Annotated in this window: 13 protein-coding genes, 4 tRNA genes and 2 pseudogenes; 9 read left to right on the plus strand and 10 right to left on the minus strand. The window is 70.3% G+C overall.

All coding sequences use genetic code 11. From position 1 onward, the window contains the following. Window positions 1-36: 36 nt before the first annotated feature. Window positions 37-1,113, plus strand: a complete 1,077-nt coding sequence (locus SNA_RS03580; protein WP_044363025.1) for an ABC-2 transporter permease — start codon at window positions 37-39, stop codon at window positions 1,111-1,113. A 357-nt stretch (window positions 1,114-1,470) separates the two neighbouring features. Here the strand turns inward: SNA_RS03580 and SNA_RS03585 are convergent. The 4 genes from SNA_RS03585 to SNA_RS03600 form a co-directional block, all read right to left on the minus strand. Beyond that, window positions 1,471-1,544: transfer RNA gene (locus SNA_RS03585), tRNA-Phe, on the minus strand. Between the two features lie 4 nt (window positions 1,545-1,548). After that, a tRNA-Asp gene (locus SNA_RS03590) sits at window positions 1,549-1,623 on the minus strand. Between the two features lie 48 nt (window positions 1,624-1,671). Beyond that, window positions 1,672-1,744: transfer RNA gene (locus SNA_RS03595), tRNA-Glu, on the minus strand. Window positions 1,745-1,826: 82 nt separating this feature from the next. Beyond that, window positions 1,827-3,368 carry a metallophosphoesterase family protein gene (locus tag SNA_RS03600; RefSeq protein WP_044363027.1) on the minus strand — a complete coding sequence of 514 codons (1,542 nt, stop codon included), beginning with the start codon at window positions 3,366-3,368 and terminating at the stop codon, window positions 1,827-1,829. Between the two features lie 175 nt (window positions 3,369-3,543). Here SNA_RS03600 and SNA_RS03605 point away from each other — a divergent pair, with 175 nt between their 5' ends. From SNA_RS03605 to SNA_RS03620, 4 genes are all read left to right on the plus strand, one after another. Then, window positions 3,544-3,894, plus strand: coding sequence for a metallopeptidase family protein (locus SNA_RS03605; protein WP_030072034.1), 351 nt, complete (start codon window positions 3,544-3,546; stop codon window positions 3,892-3,894). A 332-nt stretch (window positions 3,895-4,226) separates the two neighbouring features. Further along, entirely contained in the window at window positions 4,227-4,754 is a 528-nt protein-coding gene (locus tag SNA_RS03610) for a hypothetical protein (protein WP_063894065.1), read from the plus strand. A 249-nt stretch (window positions 4,755-5,003) separates the two neighbouring features. Beyond that, entirely contained in the window at window positions 5,004-7,154 is a 2,151-nt protein-coding gene (locus tag SNA_RS03615) for a DEAD/DEAH box helicase (RefSeq protein WP_044363031.1), read from the plus strand. Between the two features lie 199 nt (window positions 7,155-7,353). After that, window positions 7,354-7,426: transfer RNA gene (locus SNA_RS03620), tRNA-Lys, on the plus strand. A gap of 130 nt (window positions 7,427-7,556) precedes the next feature. On the opposite strand, the pseudogene SNA_RS03625 reads toward SNA_RS03620, so the two are convergent. After that, a pseudogene (locus SNA_RS03625) lies at window positions 7,557-7,787 on the minus strand (tyrosine-type recombinase/integrase); the annotation flags it as partial. Window positions 7,788-7,796: 9 nt separating this feature from the next. On the opposite strand from SNA_RS03625, the pseudogene SNA_RS03630 reads away from it, so the two are divergent. Continuing rightward, window positions 7,797-7,976, plus strand: a pseudogene (locus SNA_RS03630) (DUF2267 domain-containing protein); the annotation flags it as partial. Between the two features lie 239 nt (window positions 7,977-8,215). Here the strand turns inward: SNA_RS03630 and SNA_RS03635 are convergent. Further along, the gene (locus tag SNA_RS03635) at window positions 8,216-8,542 is read right to left on the minus strand and encodes a MerR family transcriptional regulator (protein WP_030072024.1); all 327 of its coding nucleotides are present in this window, start codon (window positions 8,540-8,542) and stop codon (window positions 8,216-8,218) included. Between the two features lie 614 nt (window positions 8,543-9,156). On the opposite strand from SNA_RS03635, the gene SNA_RS03640 reads away from it, so the two are divergent. Together SNA_RS03640 and SNA_RS03645 are read left to right on the plus strand one after the other, a co-directional pair. Beyond that, the gene (locus SNA_RS03640; protein ID WP_030072022.1) at window positions 9,157-9,573 is read left to right on the plus strand and encodes an ATP-binding protein; all 417 of its coding nucleotides are present in this window, start codon (window positions 9,157-9,159) and stop codon (window positions 9,571-9,573) included. A gap of 608 nt (window positions 9,574-10,181) precedes the next feature. After that, complete coding sequence (locus tag SNA_RS03645; RefSeq protein WP_030072020.1) at window positions 10,182-10,730, plus strand: DUF5994 family protein; 549 nt, start codon at window positions 10,182-10,184, stop codon at window positions 10,728-10,730. Window positions 10,731-10,847: 117 nt separating this feature from the next. Here SNA_RS03645 and SNA_RS03650 read toward each other — a convergent pair whose 3' ends face one another. Beyond that, entirely contained in the window at window positions 10,848-11,096 is a 249-nt protein-coding gene (locus tag SNA_RS03650; protein ID WP_030072018.1) for a hypothetical protein, read from the minus strand. Between the two features lie 223 nt (window positions 11,097-11,319). Between SNA_RS03650 and SNA_RS03655 the strand changes: the two genes are divergently transcribed. Further along, on the plus strand, window positions 11,320-12,558 hold the full coding sequence (locus SNA_RS03655; protein WP_030072016.1) for a PP2C family protein-serine/threonine phosphatase: 1,239 nt from the start codon (window positions 11,320-11,322) through the stop codon (window positions 12,556-12,558). A gap of 243 nt (window positions 12,559-12,801) precedes the next feature. Here the strand turns inward: SNA_RS03655 and SNA_RS03660 are convergent, their stop codons facing one another. From SNA_RS03660 to SNA_RS03670, 3 genes are all read right to left on the minus strand, one after another. Beyond that, window positions 12,802-14,316, minus strand: a complete 1,515-nt coding sequence (locus SNA_RS03660) for a DEAD/DEAH box helicase (RefSeq protein ID WP_044363034.1) — start codon at window positions 14,314-14,316, stop codon at window positions 12,802-12,804. A gap of 277 nt (window positions 14,317-14,593) precedes the next feature. Further along, entirely contained in the window at window positions 14,594-14,797 is a 204-nt protein-coding gene (locus SNA_RS03665; RefSeq protein WP_030072012.1) for a cold-shock protein, read from the minus strand. A gap of 855 nt (window positions 14,798-15,652) precedes the next feature. Continuing rightward, window positions 15,653-16,186, minus strand: a complete 534-nt coding sequence (locus SNA_RS03670) for a MarR family winged helix-turn-helix transcriptional regulator (RefSeq protein ID WP_420823454.1) — start codon at window positions 16,184-16,186, stop codon at window positions 15,653-15,655. Window positions 16,187-16,277 lie beyond the last annotated feature (91 nt).

Consider the following 16,277-nt stretch of genomic DNA (forward strand, 5'->3'; position numbering starts at 1 on the left):
GGGTCTGTGGCGGTCTGCTGTCCTAGCGTGGTGCCCATGGCGGAGCAGTCCGACGAGGACGGCGGCCGGGCCGCGCACGGCGCCCGGGGACGGCCGCCCACCGGGCAGGAGCGGTGGGCGGCGGCCAAGGCGTCGCCGTTCCTCCCCGCCGTGGTCCTGACCCTCATCGTCGCCGCGGCCGCCGGGCTGTTCGCCGGCTCGTACACCTACGTCATGGCCAATCCGACGCCGCGGCACATCCCCACGGCCGTGGTCGGCCTCCGGGCCGGCGTCACGGAGCGCGCCTTCGTCGCGGGTATGGAGAAGGCCCTGCACGGCACCCTCCGGCTGACCGGGTACGGCACCCCGGCCGCGGCCGCGCAGGCCGTCGAGGACCAGCGGGAATTCGCCATCGTGCGGCCCCGGGGGCGGGGCGTCGAACTGGATGTGGCCGGTGCGTCGGGCGCGTCGGTGGCCCAGCTGCTGGCCGAGACCGGGGCCAAGGTCGCCGCGGCGGCCCATGTGGACGTCCGCATCCGGGACGTACGGCCCCTCCAGAAGGGCGATCCTCGTGGCCTGGCCCTTTTCTACATCTCGCTCGCCGCGGTGATCGTCGGTTTCGTCGGCGCGATCCAGCTCAGCGTGCACGCCCGCGCCCTCGATCCGGCCGAACGCATCGCCTTCACCGCCGGCTACGCCCTGCTCGGTGGCTTCGCCATCGCCGCGGTCGTCGACTGGTGGCTGGGCGCGCTGCGGCTGCCGTTCGTCCAGTCCTGGCTGATCCTGGCGCTGACGATGTTCACGTCCGGCATGGTCTTCTCGATGTTCAACACCCTGATGGGCCGCTGGGCGATGCTCCCCACCTGGGGCCTGATGGTCCTCCTGGGCAATCCGTCCTCCGGCGGCGCGGTCTCCTGGCCGCTGCTGCCCTCCGCCCTCGGTCACATCGGCCGCTGGCTGCCGCCCGGAGCCTCCGTCAACGCCCAGCACGCCGCCGTCTACTTCGGCGGCCGCCAGCACCTCTTCCCCTATCTGGTGCTGGCCGGCTGGGCGGTGCTCTCCTGCACCGTCTTCTGGGTGTGGCGACACCGCCATCCGGGTGGACGGGAGACGGTGCCGGCACCGGGGCCCTGATCGCCGCGGCCGGTGGAAATGCCGTGGCTCTCGCGCGTACGGGTGCGGACAATATGCGCATGACCAACGGATGACGGCGAACGGCCGGGATCGGCGTGACGGCCGCCGCCCTCGCCCTCGAATGCTGGCTCACCTTCGGCACGCCGCACGGCTGGGCGGACACGATGGCACTGCTGCGCGGCGCGCTGCGCCTGGTGGGCGTGGCGGCGATCGGCGGCGGCGCCCGGCTGATCTTCTGGGAACCGGGCGGCGCGGGCACCGGCGAGGCCGTCGCCGAACGGACCCGACCGTGGGGACGATGCCGCGCAGACGACGAAGGCCCCGGTTCCAGGAACCGGGGCCTTCGTTCAAAGGGTGTGGCTGGGGCCGGGGTCGAACCGGCGACCTATCGCTTTTCAGGCGATCGCTCGTACCAACTGAGCTACCCAGCCGCAGCGGTCCTGACGGGATTTGAACCCGCGGCCTCCACCTTGACAGGGTGGCGAGCACTCCAAACTGCTCCACAGGACCTTGCATTGTGCGAAAGCGGCCTGAACCATTCTCACACACGGTGATGCGTGCCCCCAACGGGATTCGAACCCGTGCTACCGCCTTGAAAGGGCGGCGTCCTGGGCCACTAGACGATGAGGGCTGGTGGCCACCTTGGCGTCGTTACCGGCGCCGTCGGGGACGTGAGAAGCATATGGGATGGGAGGACCGTTCGCCAAAACGGTTTACCTGGGGTGGTGACCTGGGGCGGAGGAAGGGGCACCGGCCGGGCGCGGCGTGGGTGGGGCGCCCGGCCGGTTGTCGCGGGGGAGGTGGCGGCTGACCTCGGCGCGGGACAGGCCCAGACCGCCGAGGTCGATCTCGTCCCAGGCCTGGAGCTGTCTGGTCCTGCGGTCCAGATAGAGCACCGATGCCTGCACCGGTGCGGGCATCGTGTTCTGCATGGCGCGCAGCCCGCCGCCGCCCGTCGAGCCCTCGACCATCAGCCGGGTGCCTCGGGGGAGCGTGCTGATGACCCGGTGGTGGAGATGTCCGGCCAGCGCCAGCGGCGCCAGGCCGTCGGCCTCGGAGACGGCGACGGGGTTGTGCGCCAGCGCGATATCGACCGGCTTTCCGGCCAGCCGTGCGGTGCGCAGCGCATCGGCCAGCCGCCCGCCGGCCGTGCGCTCCGCCGGGTCACCGGCCGCCACCACCGTCCGGTCCGGGGTGAACTGCGGATCCCCGACGCCCGCGATCCGCAGTCCGGCCACCCGGGTGACCTGGCCGTCGTCGAGGACGGTGACATGGCGGCGGTGGGTCAGGTAGGTCTGCGTGGTGTGCGAGTCGTGGTTGCCGCGGACCCAGACGTAGGGCGCGCCCAGGGTGGAGACCGGGTCGAGGAAGTGGTTCTCGGCGGCCGAGCCGTGGTCCATGGTGTCGCCGGTGTCGACGATGACGTCGATGCGGTACTGGGTGACCAGGGAGGCGATGATCCGCCAGGCGGCCGGGTTGAGATGGATGTCGGAGACGTGCAGGACCCGGATGGTGCTGGGGTCGGGCTGGTAGACGGGCAGCGTCGAGGCGGCGTCGTAGAGCTTGGTGACATTGGTGACCAGGCGCGCCAACTCCTCCTGGTAGACGTGGAAGTCGCTGACGATGCTGCGGGCGTTGCCGACGACGGAGGGGGCCGAGGAGAGCAGCCCGGAGAATTTCGGCTCCAGGACGGATTTGGGGTTCCAGGTGGCGTAGGCGGTCCCCGCCGAGGCGGCGAGCAGCGCGAGGGCGAGGCCGGCGGCGGCCAGGGCGCGGCGCGGGCGGCGGTGGACGGCCAGGCTCAGCGCGGCGGCGCCGCAGGTCACCGCGGCGCAGGAGCGCAGGGCCAGACCGGCGGCGCCGCGGGTGACATCGCGGGTGACCTGGGCCTGGAGTCCGGAGAACCGCTCGGGGTGGGCGATCAGCGCCTGGGAGCGCACCGGGTCCAGCCGGTCGACGTCGACGTCGAGCCGCAGGGGCGCGTAGTGGCTGCTGAGTTCCAGGTCGCCCAGCGGTGCGACGGCGATCCGGGTGCCGCCGGTCAGCGAGGGGCGCAGCGTCATGCTGGTGTCCATCGGGCCGACGGGGGTGTGGGCGGTGCCGAGGACCAGGAGGCCCAGCCAGGCGCCCAGGAGGGTGACGGCCATCAGCCCGAGGGCACGCGCCCAGGGGCGCGGCGGGTGCAGGACGTCGGCCATCAGGGGCGTACGGCAGTCGGCGGCGGTCGGTGTCCGGGAGCGCGCTGCGCGGTCCATTGGTCCCGTATGCCCGTGGGTGCGGCCCCGTATGCCCCACATGCGGCGGCCATATGGCGGTCATGCGGCGGCCGTCAATCGGGGAGCGGACGGCTCCGGTTGAGGGCCGTGCCCGGCGTGCCGGAAGTATGTCCGCGGGGCGTACGAGGGCGGAGATACGAGGGAGAATGGTGGGGTGCTGGAAATGACGCGCGAGGAGTTCGAGGAACTGGTCGCCGAGGCTCTGGACCGGATCCCGCCGGAGCTGACCCGGCTGATGGACAACGTGGCGGTCTTCGTCGAGGACGAGCCCCCGGCCGCCGATCCCGGGCTGCTCGGGCTCTACGAGGGGACGCCGCTGACCGACCGCGGGGAGTGGTACGCGGGTGTGCTGCCGGACCGGATCACGATCTACCGGGGGCCGACGCTCCGGATGTGCGCCTCGCGCGAAGACGTGGTCGCCGAGACGGAAGTGACGGTCGTTCACGAGGTGGCCCATCACTTCGGGATCGACGACGAGCGGCTGCACGCGCTGGGCTACGGCTGACCGGATCGGCCGGTGCGCGTGTCCTCGGGAGGGCGGCGGGAGTTGGGCAGACCGTCCGTACCGCCGTCCCTGCGCTCCGGATCCGGAGGTCCCAGCCCGTGCGCCCCATCGCGTCAGGTCATTCGTCCCCCCTCCCCTCGCCCCCGCTCCCGTCGTCCCCCCTTCCGTCCGGCCCCGTCCCTTCCGGCCGTCCTTCGACTGCTTTTGGCCGTCCTGCCGGTGAGACGTCCCTGTCGCCGTCCCCCGCGCCGTCCCCGTCCGGCCGTCCGCTGGCCCGGGTCGCCGCCGCCGCGCTGGCCGTCTCGGCGCTGGCCGCCTCGTTGGCCGGCTGTATGAGCGTCAGCGACCCGGAGCCGCCGAAGCAGCCGGCCGGCAGCGCCGCCCGGCACGGTGACGGCAAGGACGCTCCGCCCCGCCCCGGCGGGCTGACGGCGGACGGGCGCGGCGACGGCCCGCGGCACTCGGTGCGCGGCCACGGGCGGCGGTCGGCGGGCGGCAAGGCGGGCGCGGACGACTCCTCGGCGGATGCGGCCTCGGCGGAGCCCTCCAGCAGCGCGCCTCCGCAGCCGGCGCAGCCGTCCGGCCCGCTTCCCAGCGAGGCCCACGGACACACCCGCCCGCCCGGGGACGGCCCGGCCGACCCGGCGCCCACCCGCTCCCCGCAGCCGTCCTCCGCGTCCCCCTCGCCGGCCCCGGCCACCCCCAGCGCCGAGCCCACCCCCCTGCCCAGCAGTCCGTCGCAGCCGAGCTCCCGGGCCGCGGGGCAGTCGCCGTCCGCCTCGTTCTCCCGGTCCGAACCGGCGCCTGCGTCCCAGCCGATGTACCCGCAGGTGGAGCCGGGTGAGTGGCCCGACGCGTAGGGGGTGCGCACGGGGGCGTACGGGAGGCGCGTACGGTGGGGGATCCGGGCCGGCCGGGAGGGCATTTGCGTTCCGGGGGTCAGGGTGCGTATGGTGGTAGATCGTTTGATCCCATTTGCCCGGCGCCAGAACAGAAGCGCGCCGCGTGGCGCGTTCTCTCCCTTGCCGTGGCTGACCGCATAGAGGCGGTCGTGTGAAACACACGGAGTTTGGGCGCGTGCCGAGACTCCGGAAGGTTTCGCATTTCGCATGTCCATTTCCCCTGAGCAGTCCGTCCTGCCCGCAGCCGACGAGCACGCGGAGCAGGTGGCCCCCGAGGTCGTCGAGACGACCCCGGACGAGGCCGCCGAGCCCACCGTGACCTTCGCCGATCTCGGACTGCCCGAGGGCGTCGTCCGCAAGCTCGCGCAGAACGGCGTCACCACCCCCTTCCCGATCCAGGCCGCGACCATCCCGGACGCCCTGGCCGGCAAGGACATCCTCGGCCGCGGCCGCACCGGCTCCGGCAAGACCCTCTCCTTCGGTCTGCCGACCCTGGCGCAGCTCGCCGGCGGCCACACCGAGAAGAAGAAGCCCCGCGCGGTCATCCTCACCCCGACCCGTGAGCTCGCGATGCAGGTCGCGGACGCCCTCCAGCCCTACGGCGACGTCCTCGGCCTGAAGATGAAGGTCGTCTGCGGCGGTACGTCGATGGGTAACCAGATCTACGCCCTGGAGCGCGGCGTCGACGTCCTCGTCGCCACCCCCGGCCGGCTGCGCGACATCATCAACCGCGGCGCGTGCTCGCTCGACGCCGTCCAGGTCGCCGTCCTCGACGAGGCCGACCAGATGTCCGACCTGGGCTTCCTGCCCGAGGTCACCGAGCTCCTCGACCAGGTGCCGTCCGGCGGTCAGCGGATGCTCTTCTCCGCCACGATGGAGAACGAGATCGGCACGCTGGTCAAGCGCTACCTGAGCAACCCGGTCAGCCACGAGGTCGACAGCGCCCAGGGCAACGTCACCACCATGACCCACCACGTCCTGGTCGTGAAGCCGAAGGACAAGGCGCCGGTCACCGCCGCCATCGCCGCCCGTAAGGGCCGCACCATCATCTTCGTCCGCACCCAGCTGGGCGCCGACCGCATCGCCGAGCAGCTCGTCGAGGCCGGTGTGAAGGCGGACGCGCTGCACGGCGGTATGACCCAGGGCGCGCGCACCCGCGTGCTCGCCGACTTCAAGGACGGCTACGTCAACGCGCTGGTCGCCACCGACGTCGCCGCCCGCGGTATCCACGTCGACGGCATCGACCTGGTCCTGAACGTCGACCCGGCCGGCGACCACAAGGACTACCTGCACCGCTCGGGCCGTACCGCCCGTGCCGGTCAGTCCGGCACCGTCGTCTCCCTCTCGCTGCCGCATCAGCGCCGCCAGATCTTCCGGCTGATGGAGGACGCCGGTGTGGACGCCTCACGCCACATCGTCGGCTCCGGCACCTTCGACGAGGACGTCGCCAAGATCACCGGCGCCCGTTCGCTCACCGAGGTCCAGGCCGAGTCCGCCAACAACTCCGCCAAGCAGGCCGAGCGCGAGGTGGCCGAGCTGACCCGCGAGCTGGAGCGGCTCCAGCGCCGTGCCACCGAGATGCGCGAGGAGGCGGACCGGCTGACCGCCCGCGCCGCCCGCGAGCGCGGCGAGGACCCGGCCGAGGCGCTCGCCGCCAGCGCCGCGGAGGCGGCCGAGGCCACGGAGGTCGTGGAGGCCGCCGTCCCGGCACAGGCGACGTCGGACGAGGCGCCGCGCCGCTCGTACGAACGCCGCGACGACCGGGGCAACTTCGAGCGCCGTGAGCGCCGTGACGACCGCGGTGGCGACCGGGGCGGCTTTGGCCGCGAGCGTCGTGACGACCGTGGTGGCCGTTCCTTCGAGCGTCGTGACGATCGCGGCGGCCGTTCCTTCGACCGCCGTGACGACCGCCGTGACGACCGTGGCGGTGACCGTGGTGGCCGTTCCTTCGAGCGTCGTGACGACCGCGGCGCCCGTTCCTTCGACCGTCGCGACGACCGTGGTGGCCGTTCCTTCGACCGCCGTGACGACCGCCGTGACGACCGTGGCGGTGACCGTGGTGGCCGTTCCTTCGACCGTCGCGACGACCGCTCCGGCGGCGGCTTCCGCTCCGGTGGCGACCGCCCGAACCGCCCGTTCAACCGTGACGACCGCTCCGGTGGCCGCCCCTCCGGCTACCGCTCCGGCGGCGACCGCCCGTTCAACCGCGACGACCGCTCCGGTGGCCGTCCCTCCGGTGGCGGCTACCGCTCCGGCGGCGGCGACCGCCCCTACGGCCGTCGCGACGACCACCGCGGCTCCGGCACCCCGGCCGTCGGCCGCCGCGAGGACAAGCCGCGCTGGAAGCGCAACGGCTGATCCACCGCACCTCACCAGGGCCCGTACGGCACGCCAAGTGCCGTACGGGCCCTGCCCGTTGGGCCACGGCAACACCCGGCGCCGGACCGTTCCCGGCCCCTCGGACACCTCTTTGGCGGCGCCGTTCGTGGCTCATCGTGGCCCTCAACGGCTAATGCCTTCGGGATGCGGCGCAACCTCCGGCTATGCTGCTCGGTGCGGGCCATTAGCTCAATTGGCAGAGCAGTGGACTTTTAATCCATTGGTTCAGGGTTCGAGCCCCTGATGGCCCACCGGTCCAGCCCTCTCGTAGGGCGCTGACCTGCAAGAACGCGCCCCGGCTACTTACCCTGGCCGGGGCGCTTCCTCTTGATCGGCCGATTGCGTGAGCGATGCGTGAGCGCGCTACACGGCCGGGTTCCGAGGGACGAGCTTCGCTGCGGCTTCCGCGGCCTCCTTGGCCAGCTCAGGAAGGACGCTCGCGTGGATGTCCATCGTGATCGTTATCGACGAGTGACCCAGCATCTCCTGGACCACCTTCATGTCCGCTCCGGCGGCGAGCATCAGCGTGGCCGCGCCGTGCCGAAGGTCGTGGAGACGGACCGGCGGAAGACCTGACGCGGTGACAAGCCGCTCGAACAGGTCGGTCACTTGCAAGAGCGTCGGTCATGGACCACCTGGATCGAGGGAGCCACTGAGCGGACCGCGGCCTGGGACGTCAGCGCCGTCCTGAGCACGGTCGCCGACGCTGTCGGTGACGCCCTGCTCCAGCAGATCCTGCGCCAGCTCCCCTCCGGCTACGCGCTCTTGTTCGGCCGCGCCGAACTCACCCAAGCCGCCTGAAGAGCTGTGCGACATCCACACATGTCCCGGGTAGCGCGAGGGAAGGCCCAGCGGCCGAGTTAATCTGCCGCCCACGCTGACAGGCATCGGCATCAGTGGGCGAGAGCGGCCCCGGGCCCGGTAGGACCGTGGTGGGCGCTGGGCTTGGCCTTGAAGGGGAGCAGGTCCCAGCCGGCTGGCCGGGGCCTGCTGCGTGACCTTCCGCACCATCCGCCACGTCACGCCGATAAAGCCAGCCGTTACGAGGTGGCGCCGCGGCTGCGCAGTTCTTCGTTGATGCGCTGGGCTTCTTCGAGTTGGTCTTCGAGGATGATGATGCGGCAGGCGGCTTCGATGGGGGTGCCGGCGTCGACGAGTTCGCGGGCGCGGGCGGCGATGCGTAGTTGGTAGCGGGAGTAGCGGCGGTGGCCGCCTTCGGAGCGCAGAGGGGTGATCAGGCGGTGCTCGCCGAGGGCTCGGAGGAAGGCGGGGGCGGTGCCGATCATCTCGGCGGCCCGGCCCATGGTGTAGGCGGGGTAGTCGTCGTCGTCGAACTTGTCGACGGGGCGGGAACTGCGAGGGGGCATAAACCTCTTCTTTCGGGGACGCGTCGAGGGGCCCGGGTGCCGTACCGGCACCCGGGCCCCGAGCTTTCAACACCATCTACCGGCTGACTGCGCCGGCCTTCTTGTTCCGCTGGTCCGCCTGGGAGGGCGGAAGTGCGGGGATCGCGGATGCGTGACCGGGGACCACCTTCCAATCTGGGGCCTGCGGTACCCGAGCGGTGTTCTTCCTCGCCCGGGCGATCCTGATGGCGTCTGCTCCTTACCTCATTCGGTTACTCGGTTGTACTGCTGGATATCGCGGGTACTGCATGCGGCCCCTGGGGCCGCTCGGCCCGGCAGTCAGTGAAGGGACCCACCATCTCCGGCCCCGTCACTCCACTGCCGTTCCGCATCCTGCCTGACCTGCTCACACGGCAGTTCATCTCTGCCGTGCCTTCTTCGACTTCTTGGGTACGAGGAAACACTAACCCCCGCACGCAGCCATGTCTACTCTCGTCGTGACAGATTTTCTCAACAGCCAGTGAGTGGACTTCTGCCTCATGCGCACCCGGAAGAGTGCCATCCGGGTTGAAGGCCGGCCCGGCGGGCACAAGCTGAGCCCGGCGGCACAACCGACCCAAGCGGGGTGTGAGCGCATGAACGACACGACGACAACCCACACGACAGCTCCGAGGCCCCCTGTCGTCCTCGAAGACGACAGCCCCGCCGGCATCCCACGCGCCCGCGGCGTCGCCCGTGCTTTCGCCGGCAGCCTCGACCCGGCCCTGGATTCCGAGGCTGCGGAAACCCTCGCCCTGGTGGTCTCCGAACTCGCCACCAACGGCCTGCGCCACGGAGGCGGCCACTACACACTCGAACTCAGCGCCACCGCCGACGCGGTGAACGTCGCCGTCAGCGACCGCAACCCGGCGCCCCCGCGCGAACGTACCCCCGACCTCAATGGCGGCACCGGCGGCTTCGGATGGCACATGATCCGCCGCCTTGCCGACAACGTCACCATCACCCCCGGCCCCGGACAGGCGAAGACCATCCACGCCCGCCTCACACGATGACCCCGCCCGCGAGGGCCTTGTATCGGTCGGCTGCCCCACTCGGCGCGCCCCGGCACACGACCAACCTGCAAAGGACCAGGCCAACTCTCACGCTCAGCCGATCCGCCTGAAGCACTCATGGGCCTGGCCGAGCGCTCGCTCGCACGTGGTCGGCCCCGGGCTCCGGTCGGGAAAGTCCCCGATCGCGTCACAGGCAGGCGTCACGCGGTGACGCCTGCTGAACGCGGACGTTCGACGGCGAAGTCCAGTGGCTGATCTACCTGTCCAACGCCCCATCGTGACGGAGACGACCTTCGGGCCCCTTCCCGCCGAGTCTGCCAAACAAGCTTTACTACACCCGCGACCGAAACTCGATTTCCTGATTCGCAATGCGTTCTGTAATGCCCGCATTCTTGTAGCGGCAGCCTGCGGCAGACCATATTCCGAGGAGCGCGGGGTGACGTCACAACGTCCTGATATCCGTCACCCCGAAACCGTCCGGCGGACTGTATCCGGGAGTACCCTGGAATTACCGAGGACATTTCGCATAAGAGTCTCTGAGCTCCTGTCGTTCTCGGCGATTCACAACACCGGGCCGGTGTACACCGGCCCGGGGACAGGTCCGCGTCATGACCGCGACCATTCTGTATACGCCGGCGGTCGAGAAGCGGACCCTTTCGCTGCCGCTGCGCCTCGCGCTCGCCTCGACCGACACCCCTGGTGCTCTTCTGGACGGTGCCTGGTGGCCCCGCTCCCGCGACCTGGCGGCGGAACTTCCTGCGTTGACAGCGGCGCTGGATCCCCTGTGGGGGCGCATCACCCATGTCACGGTGAACCCGACCCTGTGGCCGGTCATCCCGCGGAAGGTGCCCGTTGACGGGCACGTGGTGAGAGTCGGCTGGTTCAAGGCCGAGCAAGACCCTCACAAGCTGCTGTTGCTCTCCTACACCGTCGGCCGCTGGGACCTGCTGGTGATTCCGCCGCAGACGGATCCGGCCATCGCCGCCTGGCTGATGACCGCGGCTACCGGTCCGCTGCGCAGCCACACAGCGAGTGATCTGCTGGAGAGGGCCGAATTCCAACGGATCGTGACAGAAGCCGACCAGGCCCGAGAAGAGGTCTGGGACTCCGAGGGCGGCCACGGCCCCCGTGCGACCGCACCAGCACGCTCGGCGTGAATCGAAACGGCCCCGGTGAAACCGCCGGGGCCGTCCTTTCAGGCGCAACACGTGAGAGTGCGCAACCCGCAATCCACGGTATACCTGCAAGTCGGTTCCGACGAGTTCCGCAGGCTACTACTCCGCGCTACCGTGCCAGTGCCCGTGGGCGCGGAACCAGAGTCCCGGAGCGTAGACCGAATCGACGACGGCGGCTTCGCCTTTGGCCACCCTGAGGATCCGCAATGCGCCGCTCGGCAGCAGGTCGTACTCGTACGTGGCGGGCGACTCGCCTTCGGTGATGTCGTTATAGGAGATGTCTGCAGCCGCCGGCTCCGCGTATTCCTTGGGGGGCCGGTTCTCCACCAGCTTGATGAACACGCTCATACCTTGACGATAGATCGCTCGCGGATTTCTCGCGTGACATGCCGCCTGCGGAGCAATGGATCAGGCAGGTCCGACAACCGCTGCACGCTGCTCTCATCGATCACTGCCGTGCCGGGAGTTCATGTGCGTACATCCTTCAAGAGGATTCCTGAGAACGTCCGCCCGGGTATGGCCCGCGCCGGCGCGGGCACCACCCCTACAGGCTGCCGGCAAAGGTCCGGCGATGGCGGGAGGTGAACGCCGGCCCCGGACAGGGGGCCCGAGCCGGTCGGAAGGGTTCGGGGAAGAGCTTCTGGGGACCTTGCTGGACCGGGGGCGCCAATCGCCGCCGTATCTGCTCGGTCCGCTGATCGCGGAAGTGGTGGGCAGGCTCGGCGGCCGCGAGATCGCGATCCTGCTGCAGGACTACGGACAGCTGTTGCTCGTGCCCGTGCCCGGCGAGGGGCTGGTGACCGGTGAGCCGCAGCCGATCGACGGTTCCGACGCCGGCCGGGCCTTTCTGGACGGGCGTTGCGTCGAGGCGGGGCAGGCCGACGGTGTGCGGGTTCACCTGCCGCTGCTGGACGGCGGGGACCACGTGGGCGTCATGGCCGTCACCCTGGACAGGGTCGACGACGACGACCGGCGGTTGCTGCGCAGGATCACCGCCCTGGTGGCCGACATGCTGGTGACCAAGCACGGCTACACCGATCTGTTCTTCCGGGTCCGGCGCAGGGAACCGATGAGCGTCGCCGCGGAGATCCAGTGGACGGTCCTGCCACCGCTGGCGATGTCCGTGCCCCGGGTCGCGGTGGCCGGGATGCTGGAGCCCGCGTACGACGTCGCGGGTGACAGCTTCGACTACGCGCTCAACGGCGACATCCTGCACGTGGCCGTCGTCGACGCGATGGGCCACGGTCTGGACGCCGCCACGATGGCCACGGTGGCCATCGGCGCCTACCGGCACGCCCGGCGCATCAGCATCGGGCTCTCCGAGATCTACGCGTTCATGGACCGGGCGATCGCCGGCCAGTTCGGCCCCGACCACTTCGTGACCGCCCAGATGATGCGGCTCAACACGGCGACCGGGCACCTCCAGTGGGTCAACGCGGGACATCCCGCGCCCCTGCTCATCCGCGGACAGCACGCCATCCGGCGGCTTCACAGCCCGACCACCCTGCCGGTCGGTTTCGGCGGCCAGGAACCCCGGATCAGCGAGCTGGCGCTGGAGCCGGGTGACCGCGTCCTGTGCTTCACGGACGGGTTGATCGAGGAGCACGAGACCGGCGGGGAGGAGTTCGGCGAAGAACAGCTCACCGACTGGGTGGACCGCATCGCGCGCACCGGGACGGAAGTGCGGACGGCAGTCCGCTCCCTCTCCCACACCCTCATGCGGGAACGGGGCGGAATCACCACGGACGATGCGACTCTCCTCCTGATCGAGTGGCGCGGCGCCACGGACGCCCACCAAAGCTCCCGATAAGGGAGAGGCCCGTACACCGCCCGTCCTCGTCATGGACGAGGAGATGGTCGGCGCGGGGCCCCGATGAGGACGGACAGGGCCACGTCGACGATCATGTCGTCGCCGACCTGTGGTCCCGTCGCCGACATGACGTCACCGGCTGCCCTGCCGGAGCAGCCCACCTGGGGGGAACTCTGCAACATCAACGAAAACCTCCGTGACGATGGTGATCCGATGAGCCGAGCATGATCGTCCGGTACCGGCCTAGGCGGCCGGGGCCGAAGAGGTCCGCCGCGCAGTCGGTGTCGCGGTTCGGGCTGATCCGGCGGCACGGCGAGCCTGGGCGGGGCGGCTGCGGCGGCCGCGGGTGGAGGAGCCGCTGCGCTTGGCACGCTCGACGACTGGTGCGGCGATGGTGACCGGGGTGCCGGAGGGTGCCTGGGCGCCTGTGATGCGGCTCAGTTCGGCCTCGCCGGAGCGGACCTGGGTGGTCTGCGGGATGATGCCCGCGTCCGCCATCAGGCGGTTCATGGTGCGGCGCTGGTTGGGCAGGACGAGGGTGACGACGCTGCCGGACTCGCCGGCGCGCGCGGTACGGCCGCCACGGTGCAGGTAGTCCTTGTGGTCGCTGGGCGGGTCGACGTTGACGACGAGATCGAGGTTGTCGACGTGGATGCCGCGGGCGGCGACGTTGGTGGCCACCAGGACGGTGACATGGCCGGTCTTGAACTGGGCCAGGGTGCGGGTGCGCTGGGGCTGGGACTTGCCACCGTGCAGGGCCGCGGCGCGGACACCGCTGTTCAGCAGATGCTTGGTGAGGTTGTCCACGGCGTGCTTGGTGTCCAGGAACATGATCGACCGACCTTCGCGGGCGGCGATCTCGGTGGTGGTGGCGTGCTTGTCGGCGCCGTGGACGTGCAGCACGTGGTGCTCCATCGTCGTGACCGCGCCCGCCGAAGGATCGACGGAGTGGACCACCGGGTCCGTCAGGTAGCGCCGGACCAGGAGGTCGACGTTGCGGTCCAGAGTGGCCGAGAAGAGCATCCGCTGCCCCTCGGGCCGAACCTGGTCGAGCAGCGCGGTGACCTGGGGCATGAAGCCCATGTCGGCCATCTGGTCGGCCTCGTCCAGCACAGTGATGCCGACCTGGTTCAGCCGGCAGTCGCCGCGCTCGATGAGGTCCTTGAGCCGTCCCGGCGTGGCGACGACCACCTCGACCCCGCCGCGCAGTGCGCCGGCCTGGCGGCCGATCGACATTCCGCCGACGACGGTGGCCAGCCGCAGCTTGAGCGACCGGGCGTAGGGGGTGAGGGCGTCGGTGACCTGCTGGGCCAGTTCCCGGGTCGGGACCAGGACCAGTGCCAGCGGCTGGCGGGGCTCGGCGCGCTGCCCGGCGGTACGGGCCAGCAGGGCCAGACCGAAGGCCAGCGTCTTGCCCGATCCGGTGCGACCGCGGCCGAGAACATCGCGCCCGGCCAGCGAGTTCGGCAGCGTGGCGGCCTGGATGGGGAACGGGGCGGACATGCCTTCCGCGCTGAGGGCCGCCAGCAGCGCCGACGGCATGTCCAGCTCGGCGAAAGTCTCGGCCGGGGGCAGGGCGGGAGTGTGGGTGACGGGCAGGGCGAACTCTCCCTGGAGTGTCGCGGGACGCCGCCCGGGGCCCCCGGAACGACCCGTGCCCGAGCGGTTCGGCCTACCGGAACGGTAGCCACCGCGGCCTGAGCCGGACGAGCCGCCAGAGCGGGAGTAGCGGTCATTCGTGCGAGCTGTGCGGTTCATGAAGAACCTTCCTCGATGCGGTACGCCGAGGAATTCCCGGCAGCAATGAGCCGCACACAAAGAATCGCAAGAACGAACCGATGAAATGAGATGAAACGAAGCAGGGCGGAATATGTCGACCCTGCACGCCGAAGCGGGGCAACGCCGCAAAGAAGGGCAACCTGCTGCCCGCACCGTGTGTGCGGCCGTTGGGGGGTACGCGGGAAACACCGAAAAAGCAACGAGCTGGGGCCCGCACCCAAGGTGCGGGCCCCAGCTACGATGTGGCGCGTCAGCGTCAGGCGGGAACGATGTTCTCGGCCTGCGGGCCCTTCTGGCCCTGCGTGACGTCGAAGGTCACCTTCTGGCCTTCCTGCAGCTCGCGGAAGCCCTGGGCGGCGATGTTCGAGTAGTGGGCGAAGACGTCGGCGCCGCCACCCTCCTGCTCGATGAAGCCGAAACCCTTTTCCGCGTTGAACCACTTCACAGTGCCAGTAGCCATGTCATATCTCCTTCGGGGCAGTGCCCGGAGCCCACACCGTGCGAACTCCGTATCGCTGCGTTGATTGCCCGTCCGGAAATAAACACCGGCAATACGAAAGCGCTCCGCCATGTACGACAGCGAGCACGCTTGAAGTCTTGGGAACCACAACTGCAACTGAGATCGACGGTAGCACGGTCCTGGCGGCCATGCGCGGCACATGATGCGGGCGCTTTCGAGAGCGTAAAAAACCTTACCGCGCCGGTGGTCATTTCTGTAGTTGCGGCATGAGATATTCAGAATCGGCGCTCGCCCTTATTCGAGCGGAAATACGTCGGCCTCCTCGGCCGCCGCCCGGGCTCCGCAGGCTCGGGCCGGGCGCCATCCGTGCCTGGCCGAACCGCACAACCGTCAAGGACAGTTCGCGGCGTGGCACGCCAGGAGCGGCGTGCCGGGTGAGCTCGCGGGGGCAGGGTATGACGTCCCTTTCCCGCTCGGCCCGCTGGGCATCTCCGGAGTCATGAGCTCGTACAGGCAACCGTCCCATCTCGGAGGACGGGCGCTGGAGGAGCCGCGGCTGGGCAGTCGAGGACGATGCGAGCGGGCAGCGGGACAGAAAACACTACCTACAGGCCGGCCCAGGGCAGCGGGGCCAACCCGGCACGCGGCGCTCGGCCATTGGGGGAGTCTCGTTCTGTTGCTGAAGCCTAGGAAAAACTACACTCGCAGTAGTAGAAATTCACGGTTCGCATGGACAGTTTCTGTCACGACCAGCAGTACTTCGCTCTCCATTTCCGCGAAGAGGTCCAGGTGGCCGTCGTCCAGACACCAGCCGTCCAGCGTCTCCCTGTCCTGTCCGCGCCCGCGTACGTCGCGTCAACGCTCGACGTCCGTGTCCGCGGCGTCGGTGGCGGCCCGAACGAGGTTCTGTTCCAGGCGTTCCAGGGTGTGCAGGGCCGCGGTCCGCTCGTCGTCGGAGAGGTCCGCAGTCGAGAGGTCCTCCAGCCGGCTCCAGACCTGCTCGACTTCGCGGCGCAGGGCGTGGCTGGCCGCCGTCGGCTCGATGAGGGACGCGCGCTTGTCGGTGGGTGAGGGGCGGCGGCGGACGAAGCCGGCCTGCTCCAGGCGGCGGACGGTGCGGGTCATGGTGGCGGCGTCGGAGTCCATCAGCCGCACCAGGTCGGTCTGCCGCTGGGGGCCGAGTTCCCACAGGTGCATCATGACCAGCTCCTGGCCCGGATGCAGGCCGATGCGGCGCAGGAGCTGTCCGGCGAACATGCGGTGCAGGCGGGCCAGGCGGAAGATCGCGTGACTGACCGGCCCGCCGGCGGCCGCGGCCGGTACCGGGACGGTGGCTTCCTGCGCCATGTCTGCGGGGTCCTTCCCGGCGTCCGGCGTGGACTGCGTCATCTGACATCTCACTTTCCTGCTTGGGCAGCGTAACTCTACCTCCCGGTCCGAGATCCCGTAGTGCCCATGCTCGCGCCAAGCGGTATATGGG

It is taken from the genome of Streptomyces natalensis ATCC 27448, from assembly GCF_000935125.1.
Lineage (GTDB): Bacteria > Actinomycetota > Actinomycetes > Streptomycetales > Streptomycetaceae > Streptomyces > Streptomyces natalensis.

What these genes read in the sequence shown, in the direction of transcription:
- SNA_RS03600 (WP_044363027.1), bottom strand. Translation starts at nt 3,368, where the DNA reads ATGGACCGCGCAGCGCGCTCCCGGACACCGACCGCCGCCGACTGCCGT.
- SNA_RS03640 (WP_030072022.1), top strand. Translation starts at nt 9,157, where the DNA reads ATGAACGACACGACGACAACCCACACGACAGCTCCGAGGCCCCCTGTC.
- SNA_RS03645 (WP_030072020.1), top strand. Translation starts at nt 10,182, where the DNA reads ATGACCGCGACCATTCTGTATACGCCGGCGGTCGAGAAGCGGACCCTT.
- SNA_RS03615 (WP_044363031.1), top strand. Translation starts at nt 5,004, where the DNA reads ATGTCCATTTCCCCTGAGCAGTCCGTCCTGCCCGCAGCCGACGAGCAC.
- SNA_RS03580 (WP_044363025.1), top strand. Translation starts at nt 37, where the DNA reads ATGGCGGAGCAGTCCGACGAGGACGGCGGCCGGGCCGCGCACGGCGCC.
- SNA_RS03665 (WP_030072012.1), bottom strand. Translation starts at nt 14,797, where the DNA reads ATGGCTACTGGCACTGTGAAGTGGTTCAACGCGGAAAAGGGTTTCGGC.
- SNA_RS03635 (WP_030072024.1), bottom strand. Translation starts at nt 8,542, where the DNA reads ATGCCCCCTCGCAGTTCCCGCCCCGTCGACAAGTTCGACGACGACGAC.
- SNA_RS03660 (WP_044363034.1), bottom strand. Translation starts at nt 14,316, where the DNA reads ATGAACCGCACAGCTCGCACGAATGACCGCTACTCCCGCTCTGGCGGC.
- SNA_RS03670 (WP_420823454.1), bottom strand. Translation starts at nt 16,186, where the DNA reads ATGACGCAGTCCACGCCGGACGCCGGGAAGGACCCCGCAGACATGGCG.
- SNA_RS03650 (WP_030072018.1), bottom strand. Translation starts at nt 11,096, where the DNA reads ATGAGCGTGTTCATCAAGCTGGTGGAGAACCGGCCCCCCAAGGAATAC.
- SNA_RS03610 (WP_063894065.1), top strand. Translation starts at nt 4,227, where the DNA reads ATGAGCGTCAGCGACCCGGAGCCGCCGAAGCAGCCGGCCGGCAGCGCC.
- SNA_RS03655 (WP_030072016.1), top strand. Translation starts at nt 11,320, where the DNA reads ATGGCGGGAGGTGAACGCCGGCCCCGGACAGGGGGCCCGAGCCGGTCG.